We start from the raw sequence: 20,751 nt of genomic DNA on the forward strand, positions 1-20,751 counted from the left end.
CCCCGGGCGGGGGGGTCGCCCCCGCCCGGCCGGGCCACGTGCGCGCCCGTCGCGGATCGAGGTCCCGACGGGCGCGCGCTGGGGAAGCCATCCTCATGCGGCCGCCGGCAGGACCACGTCGGCGTTCAGCGGCAGGTGCTGGACGTTCAGCGCCCGCGAGTTGAGCGGGGCGGTGAGGATCGGCGGGTCGAAGACCGACCTGGGGCGCAGGCACAGGTTCGCCAGCAGCCGGTCGCCGTCGTGGTGCACGACGATCGGGCCCTCGATGCCGACCAGCATCGGCGACCCGCCCACCGGCTCCGAGTGGGCCATCATGTGCCAGGTGCCGGCCGGTACGTGCTCCATGACGAACCGGCCGGGGCCGCGCCGGGTCGCGCACCGCGTCGGGCGGCCCTGCGGGATCCGGTCCGGGAACAGGCCGATGAAGACGACGCCGATCTCGCGGTCGCCGGCCGGCATGACCTGACCGTGGATGGTGGCGCCGCCCGGGCGGTCGTAGGGGGAGCGGGGTGAGCGGACGTCCCGGCCGCCGAGGCGGCGGTACTCGGTCGGCGACACCCCGACGCTGCTCTTGAACCGTGAGCTGAACGTGCCGATGCTGTTGTAGCCGACCCGGTGGCTGATGTCGGCGACCGTCCACGGCGTCGACACGAGGAGCTTCTTCGCCTCCTCCAGCCGCAGCGCCGACAGGAAGCGGCCCGGGGACACCCCGGTGACGCGCTGAAACACCCGCGTGAAGTGGAACTTGCTGAACATCGCACTCGCGGCCATGTCGTCGATCGTGAGTGGCTCGCCCAGATTGGCCACCATCACGTCGATCGCTCGCCCGACGGCCCGTTCCGAAACACTGTCCATGGCTCTCTCCATTCGGCGGTGGTTCGCAACGACCGAACGTGTGCTGCGTTCTGTGACCGTATGACTGCCGGATCGGCACCGGCAACGTCCGGCAAGCGGCGCTCGAAAGGCCCCACAGGCTGCGAATACGCGGAGTCCAGCGACGCTCCAGCGAGACTTCAGCGGCGCTCCAGCGGCGGTGCGGCGGCAGGCGCGCTGGCAGGCCCGCGAACCGGCCCGTGGAACGGCACGGTCGCCACACGGCACAGGCGGAGAAGACACGGCGCCCCGCCCGCCGCAGGCTTGATTCGTCCATCCGACCCGCTCCCCGCGTACCCACTCGACCGGAGGCTGAACCGTGACCGCACAGGACGTGATCGCCGACCTCACCGCCGACGCCGAGGCCGTCGACCGCATGGTCGCCGACCTCGACGAGTCCCAGTGGACGCTGCCGACTCCCGCCGAAGGCTGGACCGTGGCCCACCAGGTCGGCCACCTCGCATTCGTCTTCCGCATCGCGGGCCTGGCGGCCGGCACCCCGGAGGCGTTCACCGCCCTGACCCAGCGGATCGGCACCGGCTTCGGCGCCTTCGACAAGGCCGTCAACGCCGCGCTGGAGGAGTACCTCGTGCTGCCCCGCGAGGCGCTGGTCGCCCGCTGGCGGGCCGAGCGCGACGCCGGCACCGCCGCCCTCGCCGGCGTCGCCGACGGCACCCTCGTGCCGTGGCTCGTCCGGCCCATCCCCGCCCCCGTGCTGTGCGCGGCCGGCATGACCGAGCTCTTCGCCCACGGCCAGGACATCGCCGACGGGCTCGGGGTCCAGCGGCAGCACACCGACCGCCTCAAGCGGGTCGTCGGCTTCGTCGTGCACACCTGGGAGTTCGGCTACCAGTCCAACGACATGACCCCGCCGGCCGGGCAGTTCCGCTTCGAGGTCACCGCGCCCTCCGGCGCCCAGTGGGTGTTCGGGCCGGACGACGCGACCCAGACGATCACCGGCCCCGCCGTCGACCTGTGCCTCCTCGCGACCCGCCGCCGGCACCACGCCGACCTCGACCTCGTCGCCACCGGCGCCGACGCGCAGGCGTGGCTCGAGGTGGCCCAGGCCTACCGCGGCCCGGCCGGCAAGGGCCGCGCGCCCGGACAGTTCGCGAAGCCCCACCAGCTCGCCTGACGACCCGCCCGCACCGCCGGGCGCCGTGCCCGGCGGTGCGCGCCGACGAGAGGAATGTCGCTGATGGTCATCGTGATGTCCCCGGACGCGACCGCCGACGACGTGGACGCCGTCGTCGCGGCCGTCGAGTCGGCGGGCGGCGAAGCGAGCGTGGGCCGCCTCAGCGTCGCCGGTGGGTCCGGGCGGACCTTCATCGGCGTCACCGGCGACCTGGCGCTCATCGACACGCTCCGCATCGACGAGATGCGCGGGGTCGGCCGGGTCCGGCGGGTCTCCACCTCCTACAAGCTGGTCAGCCGCGAACACCGCACGGAACGCTCCGCCGTCGAGGTCGGCGGCGTGACGATCGGCCCCGGCACGTTCACCCTCATCGCCGGCCCCTGCGCCGTCGAGTCGGCGGCGCAGACGACCGAGGCGGCGCAGATCGCCCGGTCGGCCGGCGCGACCATGCTGCGCGGCGGGGCGTTCAAGCCGCGCACGTCGCCGTACGCCTTCCAGGGCCTCGGCGAGGCGGGCCTGAAGATCCTCGCCGACGTCCGCGACCGCACCGGGCTGCCGGTCGTCACCGAGGTGCTGAGCGTCCGCGACGTCGAGCTGGTCGCCAGCTACGCCGACATGCTCCAGATCGGCACGCGCAGCATGCAGAACTTCCCGCTGCTGCAGGCGGTCGGGGCGGCCGGCCGGCCGGTGCTGCTCAAGCGCGGCATGATGAACACGATCGAGGAGTGGCTGATGGCCGCGGAGTACATCGCGCGCGCCGGCACCCTCGACATCGTGCTGTGCGAGCGCGGGATCCGGACCTTCGAGCCGGCGACCAGGAACACCCTCGACATCGCCGCGGTCCCGCTGGTGCAGCACCTGTCGCACCTGCCGGTCATCGTCGACCCGTCGCACTCCGGCGGCCGCCGCGACCTGGTCGCGCCGCTGAGCCGCGCCGCGGTGGCGGCCGGCGCCGACGGCGTCATCATCGACGTGCACCCGCGCCCCGAGCAGGCCCGCTGCGACGGGGGCCAGGCCCTGACCGGTCCCGAGCTGGTGCCGCTCGCCCGCCAGCTCGACGACCTCACCACCGTGCTGGGCCGCGCCACCGCCGCCCCGCGCTACCGGCTCGCCGGCTGACCACCGCTACGGATGAGGAAGCCCATGCCCAGTGCGATGCGCATCTCCGAACTCAGCCGTCGCAGCGGCGTCCCGGTGCCGACGATCAAGTTCTACCTGCGGGAGCGCCTGCTGCCGCCGGGCACCCCCACCGCGCGCAACCAGGCCGTGTACGGCCACGCGCACCTGGCCCGGCTCCGGCTGATCCGGGTGCTGACCGGCATGGGCCAGCTCAGCATCGCCGCGGCCGGTGAGGTGCTGCAGGCCCTCGACAACCCGGCGGTCCCCACCGCGGAGCTCTACGGCGTCCTCGGCCGGGCGCGCGGCGTCCGGCCGCCGACGACCGAGACGCCGACGCCCGCGACCGCGCCCGCCGAGGTCGACGCGCTGCTGGACCGCTGCGGCTGGCAGGTCAAGCCGGACGGGCCCGAGCGCGACCTGCTCGCCCACGCCGTCGCCCTGCTCGACGGCGCCGACCTGGCCGTGCTGGCCGACACCGCCGAGCGGCTGGTCGCCCGGCAGCTCGAGCTGCTGCCCGCGGAGCCGGGCCGGGCGACGCTGATGGCCCGCCTGGTGACCCTCGACGCGGCGTTCGACGCCCTGCGCCGCCTCGCCGTCGAGCACCACCTCTCCACCCGCGCCGAGCGGGCCACGCCGGGGAAGCCGGCGCCGGTGCCGCCCGCCCCGGCACCGTCCGCGGCCGCGTAGCCGCCGGCCTGCCTCCGCGCCCCGGCCCGTGCCCCGCCACCAGTTTGGGGTTGATCTCGGCCACGAGCGGGGTGATGAGTTCGTCGAGGTCGGTGATGTCCTGGCTGAGCTGGGCGTGGCGGCGGGCCAGCTGCCGCAGGGCGAGTTTCGCCGCGGTGGATGGCTCGCCGGCGTGGTCGCGGTCCGGGCGCAGTGCGGGGCGGGTGCGGACCAGTTCGACCGGGGTGAGGGTGCGCAGCTGCTGCCGTAGCTGGTCGGGGTGGTGACGATCAGGGCGCGAAGGCGGCGTTGGATGTCGGCGCGGTGCGCGATCGCGCAGCGGTGGCCGCGCGCAGATTCCGCAGCGCTTCGACGCGTCCGTCGCGGTGTTTCAGGTGGGTCCCGCACCGGCACAGTCGACAGATCCCGTTCAGGACCCGCAGTCAGTCAGTGCAAGGGTCAGACCGACCGGTGCGGGACTCACCTACATCCTCACTGTCGGTGCAGGGCCGCGGCGGCGGGGACGAGCTCGCGGCCCAGCAGCGCCAGGCGCTCGGTCTGCCACATCCGGGGCAGCCAGCAGTGCGCCTCGGCGAAGCCGAGCGCGGCGAAGCCCTCCAGCTGGGCGCGCAGCGCGTCGATGTGCTCGCCGCGGTCGCCGGGGTCCAGCTGGACCAGGACCGTCTTCTCGATCTCGTCGTAGTCGCGGCCCTCGGCGGCGCAGTGCCCGCGCAGCACGTCGAGCTTGTGCGCCAGGTCGGTGCCGGCGAACAGGTTGCACGCCTGGGCGTGCCGGGCGACCAGGCGCAGGGTGCGGCGCTCACCGCCGCCGCCGATGAGGATCGGCGGGCGGCGCAGCGGCTGCGGCGCGTTCAGCGTGCGCCCGAGCGTGTAGTGGCGGCCCTCGAACGGCGCCTCGGAGCCGCTCCACATCTGCCGGCAGATCCGCAGGGTCTCGTCGAGCCGCTCGAAGCGCTCGCCCAGCGGCGGGAACGGCAGCCCGAGCCCGGCCGCCTCCTCGCCGTTCCAGGCCGCGCCGATGCCGAGCCACGCGCGCCCCTTCGACAGCACGTCCAGGGTGCTGACGAGCTTCGCGAGCATGCCCGGGTGCCGGTACGTGACCGCGCTGACCCAGGCGAGAAGCTCCACAGTGGACGTCCGCGCGGCGATGAACCCCAGCGTCGTGTAGGCCTCCAGCATGTCGTGGTGCACGGGCCCGACGGCCGGGATCTGCCACACGTGGTCCATGACGCTGACCCGGGCGAAGCCGGCCTCCTCGGCGGCGACGACGATGCGGGTCAGGTCGTCGGCGAGACCCGCGGGACCGGCCGGATAGGTGAAGTCCGCGATGTGCAGGCCAATCTTCATGCCGCCGAACCTACGGCGCGCCGTCGCGGCGGCGGAAGTGCACGAAGGTCGATTGAGCACTGCACGAGAAGTTGCCGCACGGCCCCTCGTGATTGACTTTCCTCATCGCGTTCACGTCGCGTTCATCCGCAGATTCCCGCCGCAGACTCGCGGCGCACGCGTGATCTGCCGGCACCAGCACACAGCGACTTCGGGGGGATCGCCTTGGACAACCATGACCTGGCCCAGCTCGACTGGCTCGCCGAGGACGCCGGCACGCTCGCGGACCCCGCGCTGTGCGGCAACAAGTTCGCCCGGCAGGCCGAGCTCGCGGCCGCGGGGTTCACCATCCCGCCGCTGCTGTGCGTGCCGGCCCCGGTGTTCGACGCCGTCGTCGGGCCGGTGCTGGCCGCCGCCGGCGAGGCCGCCGGCACCGGCGGCGCGACCGTCGACCGGGCGCGGGAGCTGCGCGAGACGGTCCGCCGCGCCGGCGTCCCGGACGCGCTGCGCCGGCTGCTGGACGAGCGCTTCGACGCGATCGCCGGCCCCGGCGGGCTGGTCGCGGTCCGCGCCTGCGTGGTGCCCGCGGCCGGCGGCGTCGGCGAGGACTCGGCCGCCGACCCGTTCGCCGGTCTCAGCGACAGCTTCCTGTACGTGCGCCGCGCCGACGTCGCCGACCGGGTCGCGGACTGCTGGGCGTCGGCGTTCAACCCCGAGGCGGTGCTCTACCGGCTGCACAAGGGCATGGACCCGCTCGCCGCCCGGGTCGCCGTCGGCGTGCAGCGCATGGTGCTCGGCGAGCGGTCGTTCGTCGCGTTCACCCGCGACCCGCGCGACGGCGCCGATCGGTGCGTCATCGCCGCCGCGTACGGCATCGGCGAGGGCGTCGTGCAGGAGAAGGCCGACGTCGACCACTTCTTCGTCGACCGCGGCACCCGCGCGGTCGAGGCGCGGGTCGAGACGAAGACCCGCGCCGTCGGGCGCGACCCGCTGCGCCCGGAGGCCGGCGTCGTGGACATCCCCGTCGACCCCGACCGCGCGGCGCTGCCGGTGCTCAGCGACGCCGAGGTGCTCGACCTGGCCGCGCTGGCGCTGCGGGTGGAGGCGCACTTCGGCGGCCCGCAGGACATCGAGGGCACCATCACCGCCGACGGGCGGGTCCACCTCGTCCAGGCTCGGCCGGTGGTGAGCGCCGCGGCGGCACCGACCCTGCTGTGGGACAACAACAACGCGACCGAGACGTTCCCCGGCGTCAGCTGCGCGCTGACCTACTCGATGGGCCGGGCGCTCATCGAGGCCGGGTTCACCGACCTGTACCGCAGGATGGGCGTGCCCGCCGAGACGCTGCGCGCGAACCGGCCGCTGCTGGGGCAGATGATCGGGTACCTCGACGGGCACATCTACTACGCCATCGACAACTGGTACCGGCTGCACCGCATGATGCGCTGCTTCCGCCCGCTCTTCCCGACCTGGGAGCAGGGCCTCGGGCTGGCCGGGCGGGACCCGGGGCGCCGTCGCGTGGGCCCGGTGACGAAGGTGCTGAGCCTGGCCGAGATCGGCTGGCGGCTGGCCGGCCATCCGCGCCGCATCCGGGAGTTCCTGGGCTGGTGGGACGAGCGGCACGCGAACCTGGACGTGGCCCGGATGAGCCCGTCGGAGGTGGTGGCCGCCTACCGGACACTGTGGACGGAGGTCGGCGAGCGCTGGGGCCTGACCCTGATCAACGGGCTGGCGCTCTTCGCGTCCACGTGGGCGGCGAACGGCGCGCTGCGCCGGTGGGCGCCGGACGCGGACCGCAGCGTCCTCAACGGCATGCTCAGCGGCGGCGCCGTCAACCGCTCCGCGCTCGCCGTGCACTCGCTGGTCGCGATCGCCGAGCACGTGGCGGACGTGCCGCCGCTGCGGGACGCGCTGATGGCGGCTGGGGACGACACCGAGCGGCTCTGGGCGCGGCTGAGCGGCGGCGCCTACGGCGACACCGTCGCGGTCCTGCTGCGCGAGCACGTCGAACGCTACGGCGACCGCGCCATCCAGGACAACAAGCTCGAGTCGGTGACGCCCCGGCAGACGCCGTGGACGGTCCTGCCGGCCGTCCGGGCGTACCTGCGCCAGGGCCGCACCGTCGCCGCCAGCGTCGCCACGGGGGAGCGGGTGCGCGCGGAGGCGTGGCAGGAGCTGCGCCGGCACTGCCGCAACCCGGTCAAGCGGGCCGTGCTGCGGTTCCTGTTCGACGCCATGCGCACGTTCCTGCGCAACCGGGAGGACACCAGGTTCTGCCGCAGCCAGCTCATCGGCGACCTGCGGGCGCTGCTGCTGCGTCAGGGCGAGCACCTGGTCGCCGCGGGCCGCCTCGACCGGCCCCGCGACGTGCTCGACCTGACCGTCGAGGAGGTGCTCGGCGCGTTCGACGGCACCCTGGCCGGCGCCGACCTGCGCGGGCTGGCCGCGGTCCGGGCGGCGGAGCGGGAGCGGTGGACGGCCGAGGACCGGCAGCTGCCGGCCCGGCTGGAGACCGCCGCGGACCGGCCGCTGACGCTCGCCCTCACCGATGTGGCGCAGCCGGCGTCCGATGTGGACGACAGCGCCGTGCTGACCGGCCTGGCGTCCAGCGCCGGCACGGTCCGCGGCCGGGCCATGGTCGTGCTCGACCCGTCGGTCACCGCGGAGGAGACCGGCGACCGCATCCTCGTCGCCCGCGAGACCGACCCGGGCTGGCTGTTCCTGATGATGTCGGCGAAGGCGCTCGTCGTCGAGCGCGGCACCCTGCTGTCGCACACCGCCGTCACCGGGCGGCTGCTGGGCATCCCGACCGTCGTCGCCGTCGCCGGCGCCACCACCCGCATCCCCGACGGGGCGCTGCTGGAGGTCGACGGCGCCGCCGGCGTCGTGCGGATCCTGGACGGCGCGCCGTGATCGGCCGGTGGGGCCGCTACGTCGCGGCCGCCTACCGCCCGTCGGTGCAGCTGCCGTACACGCTGTCGTGGGCGCTCGGCCTGACCGCCCTGTTCGCCTGCCTGAGCGCGCCGGTGAGCGTGTGGCGGCCCGACCGGGAGCTGGTCGTCACCAGCGTGACGCTGGTCGTCACGATGCTGCTGATCCGGGCGCTGGACGACATCCGCGACGCCGACTACGACCGCCGGGTCAACCCGGGCCGCCCCCTGCCCAGCGGCCTCGTCGCGGAGCGGGACCTGGTGCTGCTCGTCGCCGCCGGCAGCGTGGCCCTGCTCGCGCTGAACGCCGGCCGGGGCGCCGCGCTGGCCGTCCTCGCCGGGCAGATGGCCTACACGACGCTCGTCGTGACGCTCGAACGGCGGGCCGGTTGGCCGCGGCGCGGGCAGCTCGTCCTGCAGCTCGCGGTGAACCTGCCGATCCTGTCGATGCTCAGCCTGTACGTGTACGTGGGCTTCCTGCGCGCCGAAGGCGTGCGGGCCGACGGGTCCGGGCCGGTCGTGATCCTGGCGGTGACCGTCGCGGCGCTGTGCATGGAGCTGGGGCGCAAGGCGACCCGGGCGCCCGGCGACGGCGAGCGCAGCTACGTCACCGTCCTCGGCCCCGACGGCACGTCCCTCGCCGCGTTCGGGGCCGCCCTCGCCGCGACCGTCATCGTGCTCGTGGCGCTGCGGCCGTGGCACGGCGACGGGTGGGGCTGGCTGATCCTCGCCCCGCTGCTGCTGCCGGGGCTCGCCGCGGCCCGGTTCGCCGCCGGCGCGACCCGCTGGCCGCTGCTGCCGACGCTGGCCTACGTGCCGGCGATGTACACCAGTTTCCTGCTCGTCGGCTGGCTCACGAAAGGGCACCTCTGATGACGGACTTCTGGGTGCTGCTCGGCCCCGACTTCGCCGGCAAGTCCTCGGCCCTCGCCCGGGTGCGCGACGAGGTCGGCTGGCAGGTCGTGTCGCACGACGACGCCTTCGTCGAGGCGCATCCCCTGGTACGGACGCTGCGCGGCTGCTGGGTCGACGAGGCGCTGCGCCACGCCGGCACCCGGTACTCCGCCGAGCTGGTCCTGACGGTGCTGCACGCCGTGATCCTGCACCAGCGCGACGAGCTGCTGCGCCGCGTCGCGGCGGCAGACCCGGACGCGGGCCCGGTCGTGATGGACTCCTACTACTACAAGGTGCTCGCCGCGTGCACGCTGCTGGGCGTCACGCACGAGCCGACGTTCGCCGCGTGGCGGGCCATGCCGCAGCCGGCCGGCGTGGTCTACCTCGACGTCCCGCCCGAGGTCACCTGGCAGCGGTCCGGGGAGGGCGCGCGGGCCACGGCGTTCGAGCACTACGGCCCGGCCGCCACCCGCGACGGGTTCGTCCGCATGCAGCGGGACCTGCGCACCGCCATGCTGGCCGAGATCCGCGACCTGCCGGTCACCGTGCTCGACGCGACCGCCGGCCCCGACGCCGTCCTCGCCAAGGTGGCCGCCGCGATCGGGGCGCCGCGATGCTGACCGGCGCCCCGCGCGGGGTCGCCCTGGCGGACCTGCTGGCCGATCGGGTCAACTGGGTCACCGGCGGCGCGACGCCGGAGCCCGCCGACACGACCGTGCTGGTGGTGCTGCGCGAGCTCGACCCGGCCGGCCTGGCCGCCGGCGCGGCCCGCTTCGCCGGCGGGCTCGGCACGGCGGAGGCGGACCGGTGGCGGCGGTCCTGGACGCGGACGGTGTTCCTGTTCGGCGACCCGGTGAACCTGCGCCCCGGCGACGTGCGCCGCAGCGCCGGCGGCGCCGCCTGGCTCGGGCCCTTCACCGGCACGCACCGGCCGGGGCCGGTCCGGCTGCTCCGGCCCGTCACCGGCCGGCTGCCGAAGCTGCCCGACGGCACCACCGGCCGTCCACTGTGGATCGCTACCGCCGGTCTGTCCCTTGTGGACTATCTGGTGCACCTGCACCACACGGTCGCCGAGGCGGTGCTGCTGGACCGGCTCGACCCGGACGAGCCGCTGCGGCTGCTGCACCGGCCCGACCTGGACCCGGCCGGCCTCGGTGCCGCCGCGTACGCGCGCGTGCTGCCCGGCCCGGGCGGGGCGCTGCGGCCGTACACCTGGCTGAGTGAGATCTCATGACGAGCGGAGGCACCACCGTGGACGTCACCAACTTCACCGACGCCGACCTGGCCCGGCTCGCGCTCTCCACGCGGCTGCGGGACCTCGCCGAGGAGTTCCGCGTCGCCGTCGCCGCGCCGGACCCCGACGTCCCGCAACGGCTGTGGGCGCTGCTCTCCGGTGAGCTGCCGCTGCTGCGCGACGCCATCGTCCACCACGTCCGCGCCGGCGGCGGCTCGTGGGAGGACGTCGCCCGGCTGGAGGGCGTCGACGCCGAGCAGGCCCGCGGGCGCTGGGAGGCGGTGCAGGCGCAGCGGGTCGCGGACCCGGCCGGCGCCGCCGCGGCCCTGGACGACTGGTACATGCGGCACGCGCAGCTGGAGCCGCTCGCCCAGTTCCGCGACCCGTTCAGCCGGCTGCTGAGCCACCACGCGCCGATCCCGCACGAGTGCCTCATCTGCGTCAAGTACAAGGGCGGCACCCTCCCGGCGTACGGCGGCACGACCGCGCCGCCCGGCGGCTACCTCGTCGCCGACGGCATGTTCCGCGTCGGGCACGGCCCCACCGCCTACTGGCCCGCCGGCACGCTGCTCATCGAGTCCTACCGGCACTTCCTGGACTTCGCGGAGATGGACGACGCGGAGACGGCCGCGATCGGCCCGCTCATCCGCCGGTTCGTCGGGCCGCTGAAGGAGGCGACCGGCGCGCCGCGGGTCCACGTGTTCTCCTGCATGGAGGGCGCCGAGCACTTCCACACGTGGCTGGTGCCGCGGGTCGGCGACGTGCCCAGCGGCCGCGGCTTCATCGCCAGCCCCGGCTACTGCACGGTGCCGGAGGCCGAGGCGACGATCGCCCGCCTGCGGGCCGCGCTCGCCGCCACCGATCGCGAGGTTGTCCGGTGACCGGGAAGGTGCTGGTGGCGCCGGTGACCGCCAGCCCGACGAAGCCGCTCACCCCGTCGCACCTGAAGCTGCTGCTCTCCGCGGACGTGCTCCACCGGGCGACGTCGGCGTTCACGGACGTCACGCTGCTGTACCACCCCCTCGCGCACGCCGGCAGCCGGCAGGTCGCCGGTTTCTGGGAGTACCTGGACCGCCGGCACCCGGACGTCGCGTTCGACGCGCTCGGCGAGGCCGGGATCGGCGAGCTGTACGTGCAGTTCCAGCGCTCGCCCCGGGCGCCGGCCGCGGCCATCGCGCCGTACGTGCGCCGCGCCGCCGGCGGCTGGGCGCACCCGGCGAGCCTGCGGGTGCTGGAGATCTGGCGGCGGCACTACCGCGACCTCGGCATGACCGACGCCGGCCTGACCGACCCCCGGCCGCCCGTGCTGCCGGCCGGCGACCTCGTGCGCCTGCTGACGCGGCATCACGTCTGCGTCGACGGCCGGCCGTTCGGCGCGCCGGTGTTCCTCGACGCGACCGCCGCCGGCCTGCCGCTGCGCACCGCCGTCACCGCCGACGGGCACGCCAACTACCTGATGTCGACGCTCGGCGAGCTGGTGCCGCGGCTGCCCGGCCACGACCACGTGGTCCTGCTGCACGACGTGGAGCTGCGCACCGACTACCGCATCATCGCCCACGTGCTGAGCGTGCTCGGGGCGCGGGTGACCCGCCTGGAGTTCCCGCGCGTCCCGATCGGCGGGATCGCCCGGGCGGCCCGGCACGGCGACTGGCGCGGGTACACCCTCGACGACTACGCCGGCCCGCTGCGGGCCGAGCACGGCGCCGCCGCGGTCGCGCTCGGGCTGCGCTGCTACCTCGTGGCCGGGCTGAGCCGCACCACGCCGGACTCGTTCTCGCGGCGGCACCTGCACCGCTGGGTGCGGCGGGCCGGCCGGCTGCTCGACGAGGTCGGCGGCCCGCCACCCGCCGCGGCCGAGGTCGCCGCCGCGGCCCGCCGGCTGGCCGGCCCGGCGCCCTACGCCGACCCGCACCGATGCCTCACCACCCTGTTCGCCCGCGATCCGGTGAGCCCGGCCGCCGCCCTGCTCGCGGCCGTGGTCGGCGACCCGGTCCTGGTCTGAGGAGAGGAGCTTCGATGTCGACGCCGCTCCGGTACGCCACGACGGTGGACCGCACGCTGCTGCACCGCCGGCACGCCGGCGAGACGTTCCTCGCCGACCTGGTGCCCACCGGCGACGGCGGGTTCGTCGCCGCGGCGCTGCTCCCGCCGGCGCACCCGCACTACGGCGGGCACACCGGCCCGAGCCGCGACCTGGACCCGATGCTGCTGCTGGAGTGCGCCCGGCAGGCCGAGACGTACGCCGCGCACGTGCTGTTCGGCGTCCCCGCCGGCGACCGGTTCGTGCTGCGGGAGTGGTCCGCGCGGTTCCCCGTCACGGCGCCCGGCGACGACCCGACCGAGCTGGAGCTGACCGCCGGCACCGGCGGCGAGACCCGCATCGGCGGGCGGCTCAGCGGCCTGAGCTACGACTTCGGGCTGTGGGCGCGGCACGCGTGGGTCGGGCAGGTCCGGATGGACGTGCGCTACGTGACCGCCGCCGCCTACGCCTCCCTGCGCCGCCGCGCCCGCCCCGGCGGCGACCCGCCGCCGAGCTCCGACAACCTGCCGCCGACCTCGGGCGTGCCCGTGGACCCGCGGCGGGTCGGCCGGCTGCGGGCCACCGACGCGGTGCTGCTGGACGTCGGCGCGGCGGGCGGGCCGGTCACCGCGCGGCTGCGGGTGCCGGTGGAGAACCCGAGCCTGTTCGACCACGCCCAGGACCACGTGCCGGCGATGGTGCTCACCGAGGCGGCCCGGCAGCTCGCCGTCCTCGCCACCCACGCGTGGGGCGGCGCCGGGCCCGACCGCACGAGCCTCGTCGCCCTCGACGCCGCCTTCGCCCGGTACGCCGAGCTCGACCTGCCCCTCACGCTGACCGCCGAGCCGGTCGGCGCGGGCCCGGCCGGCTGGACCGTCGACGTGCGCTGCACCCAGTCCGGCGCCGACGTGGCCACCGCCCGGATCACGGTCGCCGCCGAGCACCGGAGCCCACGATGACGCGCGATGTGGCGCGGGCCGGCGCGGCGCCGGCCGCGGTGGTGGCCGGGATCGGCGCGTGCCTGCCGGCGGTCGCCGTGCCCAACGAGGAGCTCGTCGCCTGGTGGGAGGCGGACGCCGAGTGGATCCGGACCCGCACCGGCATCGAGCGGCGGCACGTGGTGAGCCCCGGCGAGGCGACCGGCGACCTCGCCGTCGCCGCCGGCCGGCGGGCGCTCGCCAGCGCCGGCCTCGGCGGGGTCGACGCGGTCGTCGTGGCGACCGGCACGCCCGACCAGCTCAGCCCGGCGGTCGCCCCGCAGGTCGCGGTGCGGCTCGGGCTCGGGCCGGTGGCCGCGTTCGACGTCGGGGCGGTGTGCACCGGCTTCCTGTACGCGCTCGGCGCCGCGGCCGGTCTCCTCGCCGCCGGCACCGCGCGCAGCGCCCTGGTGATCGGGGCCGACGCGTTCACCACGGTGCTCGACCCCGACGACCTCACCACCCGGGCGGTCTTCGGCGACGGCGCGGGCGCGGTCGTGCTGCGCGCCGGCGCCGCGGGCGAACCCGGCGCGCTGGCGGGCGTCCGGCTCGGCAGCGACGGCGCACGGCACCGGCTGATCGAGATCCCCGGCGGCGGGTCCCGCCAGCGGGCCACCGGGCAGCCGGTCAAGGAGAGCGACCTGTACTTCCGCATGCAGGGGCGGGCCGTGTTCAGCCAGGCCGTCACGCGGATGGCGGCGACGGCCCGGGACAGCGCCGCCGACGCGGGCTGGGCGCCCGGCGACGTCGACCGCTGGGTGCTGCACCAGGCCAACGCCCGCATCCTCGCCGCCGTCGCCCGCGAGCTGCGGGTGCCGGCCGAGCGGTTCGTCAGCAACATCGCCACCGTCGGCAACACGGTCGCCGCGTCGGTGCCCCTCGCGCTCGCGGACGGCATGGCCGGCGGGCACCTGCGGCCCGGGCACCGGGTGGTCCTGGCCGCGTTCGGCGGCGGCCTCACCTGGGGCTCCGCCGCGACTGTCTGGCCCGACCTGCCCACACCCCCGCCCCCCGCCGTCCCCGAGACCGCCCCGGTGGAGGGGCCGGAGCCGACCGAGCCGCCAGCCGCCGTGCGCCGCCGGTCCGGCGGCGGGACCGACCAGCCGAGAGGACGATGATGCAGGCCATCGAGGCACGGATCGCCGAGATCCTGGTGGAGGACTTCAAGGTCGACGCGGGTGCGCTGCGCCCCGGCGCGACCTTCGCCGACCTGAACTTCGACTCGCTCGTGCTCGTCGAGCTGATCCTGGTGCTGGGCAACCAGTTCCGGGTGCCGCTCGACGACGGGGCGCTGCACGACACGATGACCGTCACCGACGCCGCCGGGGTGCTCGCCGCCAGGGGAGCGGTGGCCTGATGCCGCCCGCGACCCGGCCCGGCTTCGGCGCGGCGATCACCGGCCTCGGCCTGGTGACGCCGGCCGGGATCGGCGTCGCCGCCAACCGCGAGCGGGTCTGGTCCGGCGTCTCCTGCGCCGCGCCGGACCCCGGCCTCGCCGGCGGCCCGGTCGACTTCAGCTGCCGGGTCCCGGGCTTCGACCCCGGCGCGCTGCTCGGCGGGTTCACCGCACGGCAGCTGGAGCGCTTCGTGCAGTTCGCGATCGTCGCCGCCCGGCAGGCCCTCGCCGGGGCCGGCCGCGACCCGCGCACCTGGGACGGCGCCCGCGTCGGCGTGGTGATCGGCAACTCCCTCGGCGGCATCTCCGCGCTGCTCGCCGCGCAGGCCGCCCTGCTCGACGGCGGGCCGCGGCAGGTCTCGCCGCTGACGGTGCCGATGTACATGGTGAACATGGTCGCCGGGCAGGTCGCGATCGACGTCGGCGCGAAGGGCCCGAGCTGGGTGACCGCGACCGCGTGCGCGTCCGGGGCGACCGCCGTCGGCGCGGCCCGGGAGCTGCTGCGCAGCGGCGACTGCGACGTCGTGCTCGCCGGCGGCACCGAGGCGGCGCTGACCCCGCTCGCCGTCGCCGGGCTCGGCCGGATGGGCGCGCTGTCCGGGCGGTCCGCCGACCCGGCCCGGGCGTCGCGGCCGTTCGACGCCGACCGCGACGGGTTCGTGCCCGCCGAGGGCGCCGCCGTGCTGGTCCTGGAGCGGGAGGAGGACGCCCGCGCCCGCACCGCCCCGATCCACGCCGTCGTCCGCGGGTACGGCGCCAGCACCGACGCCCATCACCCGACCGCGCCCGAGCCCGGCGGCGAGGGCATCGAACGGGCGCTGCGGGCCGCGCTGCGCGACGCCGGTGTCGGCGGGGGCGACGTCGACCACGTCAACGCGCACGGCCCGTCCACCCCGATCGGTGACCTCGTGGAGGGCCGGACGCTGCGCCGGGTCCTCGGCGACCGCCCGCTGGTCACGTCCACGAAGGGGGTCACCGGCCACCCGCTCGCCGCGGCCGGCGCGATCGAGGCCGCGTACACGGCCCTGGCCCTCGCCGATCGCAGCGTGCCGCCGACCGCGAACCTGACCCGCCTCGCCCCCGAGCTCGACCTCGACGTCGTCCACGGCGCGCCGCGCGCCGCCGCGCTCGACGTCGCCGTCAGCACGTCGATGGGCTTCGGCGGCCACAACGCGGCGCTGGTGCTGACCCGGGCCTGAAACACGGCCTGACCGCAACGCCCGACCGACACCTTCTGGAGGGACGATGACCGCACTGCGCACGATCCGGCTGATCGCGATCGACAGCGACGGGGTCCTGCTCAACGACACGTACAGCCCCGTCATCGAACGGTTCGTCACCAAGCACGGCGGCACGTACACCGCCGAGGTCGAACGCGGCGTGTGGGGCTCACCGCAGCTCGCCGCCGGGCAGAACATGGCCCTGGCGTGCCGGCTGCCGTGGTCGGCGAAGGACACCATCGCCGCGTTCTTCCGCGAGCGCGAGGACTACCTCAAGGACCACCCGGTCGAGGTGATGCCCGGCGCCGAGGAGATGCTGGCCGCGCTGCACGCCACCGGCGCCCGGCTGACCTGCTACGGCGGGCGGCACCGCGAGTACACGTTCGACACCCACCTCGGGCACCTCGCGCGCTACTTCGACCCCGAGATCCCCTACGTCGACGTCAACGACGTGCGCCCCGGCGTCAAGGAGATCGTCCGGGACGTCTTCGGCCTGCAGTACCACCAGGCGCTGTTCATCGACGACATCAACCGGGTCGCCGAGGTGTGCAAGGCGCTCGGCGCCGGGTTCGCCGGGGTGCCGGCGAGCCTGCCGCACAACTTCCAGCGCGCCGAGATGGAGCGCACCGGCGTGCGGCACACCGTGCAGGACATCCGCCGGATCGACCAGAACCTCGTGCAGAAGATCGACGAGGAGCTGGCGTCCGGCACCCATTGGCAGGGTCTGGACTGACCCGCGACAGCGAACGGAGGTCAGTCATGGCCGAGCGACGGTTCCCGTCCTTCCACGAGATCGCGCCACCGCCCGGCGGTGAGGGCTGGGCGGCGATGTACCCGTACTACCTGGTGCCCGACGCCGAGACCCGCCAGGCCGAGGACGGCCGGCTGTGGTTCGCCGACACGATGCACTGGTCCCGCGGCTGCTACCCGCTGGGCAGCGTCGTGGCCGAGGCCGCGTACCTCGGCGCGGGGCAGAACAGCACCCGCATCTTCGCCCTGCCGTCGTCGCTCGGCCTGGACCTGCGGGTGCAGCACGGCTACGTGTACATCGCCCCCGTCCCGGTCACCGACCCTGACGAGATCGCCCGCCGCGCCGAACACTTCCAGGCCCGCGCCGGCTACTACTACCAGCACTGGGACGAGCTGTACGACCGGTGGAAGGCGAAGGTCGGCGCCGTCGTCGACGACATGCGGCAGGTGTCCTTCCCGCCGCTGCCGGAGCTGGAGCCGATGGAGGTCGTCACCGAGGCGCGGGGCCGCTCCACCGGCTGGGACGTCATCGCCGCGTACCGGCGGCTGATCGACGACCTGTTCCTGGTGTGGCAGCACCACTTCGAGTTCCTCAACCTCGGGTACGGCGGCTACATCGCGTTCTTCCAGTTCTGCAAGCAGGCGTTCCCGGAGATCGGCGAGCAGCGGATCGCCCGGATGGTCGCCGGGATCGACGTGCTGGCCTTCCGCCCCGACGACGAGCTGCGCGACCTCGCCGCGCTCGCCGTGGAGCTCGGCGTCGATGACGCGCTCGTCGCCGACGCGCCGCAGAAGGTGTTCGACGCGCTCGCCGGCACCGAGGCGGGGCGGCGCTGGCTGGCCGCCTACGACGCGGCGAAGGACCCCTGGTTCCACTACTTCGCCGAGTACGGCTTCGGCCACGACCAGGACACCTGGATCGGCAACCCGGCGATCCCCCTGGCCGGCATCGCGGGCTACGCCGAGCGGCTGCGCGCCGGGCAGGACATCCGCCGGCCGGTGGCGAGGCTGCGGGCCGAGCGCGACGAGATCGTCGCGGAGCACCGGGCGCTGCTCACCCCCGACGAGGCGGCCCAGTTCGACGAGCTGCTCGCCCTGGCCCGCCGGGTCTTCCCGTACATCGAGGAACATAACATCCACGTCGAGCACTGGGCGCACACGGTGCTGTGGCGCAAGCTGTGGGAGCTCGGCGACTTCCTCGTCGCCGCCGGCTTCGCCCGCGAACGCGACGACCTGTTCTTCCTCAACCGCTTCGAGCTCGAGGCCGTCCTGCACGACGTCGTGCAGTCGTGGGCGATCGGGGTGCCGCCGCGCGGCGCCGGGCGGTGGGCGGCGGAGGTCGGGCGGCGCCGCGGCATCGTCGCCGCGCTGCGGGCCGCGCCGCCGCAGCCGGCCTACGGGCTGCCGCCGGACGAGGTCACCGACCCGTTCGCCATCATGAACTACGGCATCACCACCGAACGGGTCGAGGCGTGGCTCGGCGGCACCGGCGGCGACGACGCGACCGTCAGCGGGATCGGCGGGTCGCCCGGCGTCGTGCAGGGCACCGTGCGGCTGCTGCGCGACGAGCGCGAGCTCGGCGACGTGCGCCCCGGCGAGATCCTCGTCTGCCCGATCACCGCGCCGTCGTGGGGACCCGCACTGTCCACAGTGGCCGGTGTGATCACCGACATCGGCGGGATGATGAGCCACGCCGCGATCGTCTGCCGCGAGTACGGGCTGCCGGCCGTCGTCGGCACCGGCTTCGCCACGGTCCGGCTGCGCACCGGCGACGAGGTCCGCCTCGACGGCACCACCGGCGAGGTCACGGTGCTGCGCGCCGCGGCGCCCGGGCCCGGCGCCGGCTCGGCACCGGCGGCGTGACCGTGTTCACCCGAGCGCTCGACGACCCGGCCTGCGCCGACCCGGCCGAGGCCGGCGGGAAGGCGGCCGGGCTCGCCGGGCTGGCCAGGGCCGGGCTGCCGGTCTCCCCGGGGTTCGTCGTCACCGTGCCGGCGCACCGGGCGTTCGTCGCCGCCCGCGGCACCGTGCCCGCGGCGGTCGCGGACGCCGTGCGCCAGTCGTACACACGACTCTGCGGCGGCAAGGACGTCGCCGTCGCCGTGCGCTCCAGCGGCACCACCGAGGACGGCACCACGGCCAGCCTCGCCGGCAGATTCGACACCTGGCTGGACGTCACCGGCGCCGAGGCGGTCCTCGACCACGTCCGGCGGTGCTGGGCCGGCACCGCACGCTCCCCGGGCACCGGGATGGGGGTCGTGGTGCAGCGGATGGTCCGGGCCCGCGCCGCCGGCGTCATGTTCACCGTCAGCCCCGTCACCGGCGACCGGTCCCGCATCGTGGTGGAGGCCGGCTGGGGGCTCGGCCTCGCCGTCGTCGGCGGCGAGATCACCCCGGACCGGTGGACGGTCGACAAGGTCGGCCTCACCGTCCTCGAACGGGTCGCCGGCGACAAACGGATCGAATACCGCCGCGGCCACCTCGCCGTCGCGGTCACCGGCGCGCGGCGGGAGCGGCTGTGCCTCAGCGACGACGAGGTCCTCGGGCTGGCCGCGCTCGGCAAGCGCGTCGAACGTGAGGAGGGCCGCGCCCAGGACGTCGAGTTCGCGTTCGGCGACGACGGGCTCGTGCTGCTGCAGCGGCGCCCGGAGACGGTCTGGTCCAACCGTGCCCGCCCGCCGCGCTTCGCCGCCGGGCAGGGCGTCACCGCGTGGATCGGCGCGGCGGTCACCGCCGGCCCCACCCAGCAGAGTCCAGGAGGGCTGACATGAACACCAGCGCCGAACCGATCGCCATCATCGGCATGGGCTGCCGGCTGCCCGGCGGCATCGACGCGCCGGAAGCGCTGTGGCGGCTGCTGGACGAGGGCGGCGACGCGATCGGCGCCGTGCCCGACGGCCGCTGGGACGCGTACGCCGCCCGGGGCCCCGCCTACGCGGCCGCCGTCGCCCGGGCCGTGCGCGCCGGCGGCTACCTGAGCGACATCGCCGGCTTCGACGCCGAGTTCTTCGGCATCTCGCCCCGCGAGGCGGAGCTGATGGACCCGCAGCAGCGGGTCACGCTCGAGGTCGCCTGGGAGGCGCTGGAGCATGCGGGCATCGCCCCCGCGAGCCTGGCCGGCACCGACGGCAGCGTCTTCATGGGCGTCTGCTGCGACGACTACGGCCGCCGGCTGCTGGAGGACCTGCCCAACGTCGAGGCCTGGACGGGCATCGGCGCGTCGATGTGCGCCGTCGCCAACCGGGTCTCGTACGCCCTGGACCTGCGCGGCCCGAGCATCACCGTCGACACGGCCTGCTCAGCGTCGCTGGTCGCCGTCCACCAGGCGTGCCAGAGCCTGCGCGCCGGTGAGACGTCCCTGGCCGTCGCCGGCGGGGTCATGCTCGTGGCGAGCCCGAGCTTCGCGCTGATCCTCGAGGCCGCCGGCGCGCTGTCGCCGGACGGCACCTCCAAGGCGTTCGACGCGGCCGCGAACGGCTACGTCCGCAGCGAGGGCTGCGCGGTGCTCGTCCTGAAGCGGCACAGCGACGCGATCCGCGACGGCGACCAGGTCCTCGCGCTCGTGCGGGGCGGCGCCGTCTGCCAGGACGGGCGCACCAACGGCATCATGGCCCCCAGCGAGACCGCCCAGGCGCACCTGATGCGCCAGGCCGCCGGCAACGCCGGCGTGCCGCTGGACTCCATCGGCTACATCGAGGCGCACGGCACCGGCACCGGCGTCGGCGACCCGATCGAGGTCGCCGCGCTCGCCGCGACCGTCGGCGCCGGCCGGGCCGACGGCGAGCCGTGCCTCATCGGCTCCGTGAAGTCGAACCTCGGCCACCTGGAGGCGGCGTCCGGCGTCGTTGGCGTCATGAAGCTCGTCCTCGCGCTCGGCCACGACATGATCCCCGCGACGCTGTCGCGGGCCGGCCTCAACCCGCGCATCCCGTGGGACGGCTCGGGCCTGCGCGTCACCCGGGACCGCACCCCGTGGCCGCGGACGCCCGGCCGCCCGCGCCGCGCCGGGGTGGGCAACTACGGCTACGGCGGCACCCTGGCGCACCTCATCATCGAGGAGGCGCCCACCGCGACCCGTGCGGTCCCCGCGCCGGCCGGCGTGCGGCTCTTCCCGCTGTCCGCGGCGACCGAGGCCGGGCTGCGCGCCACCGCGGACCGCCTCGCCGGCTGGGTGACGGCCGGCGGCGACC

The 20,751-nt window shown here is 75.5% G+C and carries 19 protein-coding genes; 17 read left to right on the plus strand and 2 right to left on the minus strand.

Going from position 1 to position 20,751, the window contains the following annotated elements; translation table 11 throughout:
- Positions 1-93 precede the first annotated feature (93 nt).
- Positions 94-855: an AraC family transcriptional regulator gene (locus AB0J72_RS56955; RefSeq protein ID WP_363417008.1), complete on the minus strand. Its 762-nt coding sequence runs from the start codon at positions 853-855 to the stop codon at positions 94-96.
- 337 nt (positions 856-1,192) lie between these two features.
- On the opposite strand from AB0J72_RS56955, the gene AB0J72_RS56960 reads away from it, so the two are divergent.
- The 3 genes from AB0J72_RS56960 to AB0J72_RS56970 all read left to right on the plus strand — a co-directional run bounded on the left by AB0J72_RS56960 (position 1,193) and on the right by AB0J72_RS56970 (position 3,814).
- Positions 1,193-2,008: a TIGR03084 family metal-binding protein gene (locus AB0J72_RS56960; RefSeq protein WP_344508626.1), complete on the plus strand. Its 816-nt coding sequence runs from the start codon at positions 1,193-1,195 to the stop codon at positions 2,006-2,008.
- A gap of 63 nt (positions 2,009-2,071) precedes the next feature.
- Positions 2,072-3,127, plus strand: a complete 1,056-nt coding sequence (gene aroF / locus AB0J72_RS56965) for a 3-deoxy-7-phosphoheptulonate synthase (protein WP_363417011.1) — start codon at positions 2,072-2,074, stop codon at positions 3,125-3,127.
- Positions 3,128-3,163: 36 nt separating this feature from the next.
- Positions 3,164-3,814, plus strand: a complete 651-nt coding sequence (locus AB0J72_RS56970) for a MerR family transcriptional regulator (RefSeq protein ID WP_363417014.1) — start codon at positions 3,164-3,166, stop codon at positions 3,812-3,814.
- A 471-nt stretch (positions 3,815-4,285) separates the two neighbouring features.
- Here the strand turns inward: AB0J72_RS56970 and AB0J72_RS56975 are convergent, their stop codons facing one another.
- On the minus strand, positions 4,286-5,161 hold the full coding sequence (locus AB0J72_RS56975) for an LLM class F420-dependent oxidoreductase (RefSeq protein WP_363417017.1): 876 nt from the start codon (positions 5,159-5,161) through the stop codon (positions 4,286-4,288).
- Positions 5,162-5,365: 204 nt separating this feature from the next.
- Here AB0J72_RS56975 and AB0J72_RS56980 point away from each other — a divergent pair, with 204 nt between their 5' ends.
- The 14 genes from AB0J72_RS56980 to AB0J72_RS57045 all read left to right on the plus strand — a co-directional run.
- Positions 5,366-8,053: a PEP/pyruvate-binding domain-containing protein gene (locus AB0J72_RS56980; protein WP_363417020.1), complete on the plus strand. Its 2,688-nt coding sequence runs from the start codon at positions 5,366-5,368 to the stop codon at positions 8,051-8,053.
- Positions 8,050-8,943, plus strand: a complete 894-nt coding sequence (locus AB0J72_RS56985) for a hypothetical protein (protein WP_363417022.1) — start codon at positions 8,050-8,052, stop codon at positions 8,941-8,943. Before AB0J72_RS56980 ends, AB0J72_RS56985 begins: the two co-directional genes overlap by 4 nt.
- Positions 8,943-9,584 (plus strand): hypothetical protein, encoded by a 642-nt coding sequence (locus AB0J72_RS56990; protein ID WP_363417025.1) that lies wholly within the window; start codon positions 8,943-8,945, stop codon positions 9,582-9,584. The genes AB0J72_RS56985 and AB0J72_RS56990 overlap by 1 nt, the downstream gene beginning before the upstream one ends.
- Positions 9,578-10,198, plus strand: a complete 621-nt coding sequence (locus AB0J72_RS56995) for a DUF6182 family protein (RefSeq protein WP_363417028.1) — start codon at positions 9,578-9,580, stop codon at positions 10,196-10,198. Before AB0J72_RS56990 ends, AB0J72_RS56995 begins: the two co-directional genes overlap by 7 nt.
- Positions 10,195-11,079, plus strand: coding sequence for a hypothetical protein (locus tag AB0J72_RS57000; RefSeq protein ID WP_363417032.1), 885 nt, complete (start codon positions 10,195-10,197; stop codon positions 11,077-11,079). Before AB0J72_RS56995 ends, AB0J72_RS57000 begins: the two co-directional genes overlap by 4 nt.
- Positions 11,076-12,200, plus strand: a complete 1,125-nt coding sequence (locus AB0J72_RS57005; protein WP_363417035.1) for a hypothetical protein — start codon at positions 11,076-11,078, stop codon at positions 12,198-12,200. The genes AB0J72_RS57000 and AB0J72_RS57005 overlap by 4 nt, the downstream gene beginning before the upstream one ends.
- Before the next feature lie 14 nt (positions 12,201-12,214).
- A complete protein-coding gene (locus AB0J72_RS57010; protein WP_363417038.1) occupies positions 12,215-13,177 on the plus strand; it encodes a ScbA/BarX family gamma-butyrolactone biosynthesis protein in 963 nt (320 codons plus the stop codon).
- Positions 13,174-14,313, plus strand: a complete 1,140-nt coding sequence (locus AB0J72_RS57015) for a beta-ketoacyl-ACP synthase 3 (RefSeq protein WP_363417041.1) — start codon at positions 13,174-13,176, stop codon at positions 14,311-14,313. Before AB0J72_RS57010 ends, AB0J72_RS57015 begins: the two co-directional genes overlap by 4 nt.
- Positions 14,310-14,552 carry an acyl carrier protein gene (locus tag AB0J72_RS57020; protein WP_363417043.1) on the plus strand — a complete coding sequence of 81 codons (243 nt, stop codon included), beginning with the start codon at positions 14,310-14,312 and terminating at the stop codon, positions 14,550-14,552. The genes AB0J72_RS57015 and AB0J72_RS57020 overlap by 4 nt, the downstream gene beginning before the upstream one ends.
- Positions 14,552-15,790, plus strand: a complete 1,239-nt coding sequence (locus AB0J72_RS57025; protein WP_360571288.1) for a beta-ketoacyl-[acyl-carrier-protein] synthase family protein — start codon at positions 14,552-14,554, stop codon at positions 15,788-15,790. The genes AB0J72_RS57020 and AB0J72_RS57025 overlap by 1 nt, the downstream gene beginning before the upstream one ends.
- A 46-nt stretch (positions 15,791-15,836) precedes the next feature.
- A complete protein-coding gene (locus AB0J72_RS57030; protein WP_363417046.1) occupies positions 15,837-16,544 on the plus strand; it encodes an HAD family hydrolase in 708 nt (235 codons plus the stop codon).
- 26 nt (positions 16,545-16,570) lie between these two features.
- Positions 16,571-18,424, plus strand: a complete 1,854-nt coding sequence (locus tag AB0J72_RS57035) for a PEP-utilizing enzyme (protein WP_363417049.1) — start codon at positions 16,571-16,573, stop codon at positions 18,422-18,424.
- The gene (locus AB0J72_RS57040) at positions 18,421-19,332 is read left to right on the plus strand and encodes a PEP/pyruvate-binding domain-containing protein (protein ID WP_363417052.1); all 912 of its coding nucleotides are present in this window, start codon (positions 18,421-18,423) and stop codon (positions 19,330-19,332) included. Before AB0J72_RS57035 ends, AB0J72_RS57040 begins: the two co-directional genes overlap by 4 nt.
- A partial coding sequence (locus AB0J72_RS57045; RefSeq protein WP_363417055.1) for a polyketide synthase occupies positions 19,329-20,751 on the plus strand: 1,423 nt, incomplete at its 3' end. The genes AB0J72_RS57040 and AB0J72_RS57045, both read left to right, overlap by 4 nt.

The sequence above is a fragment of the Dactylosporangium sp. NPDC049742 genome, assembly GCF_040674675.1.
Taxonomy (GTDB): Bacteria; Actinomycetota; Actinomycetes; order Mycobacteriales; family Micromonosporaceae; genus Dactylosporangium; species Dactylosporangium maewongense.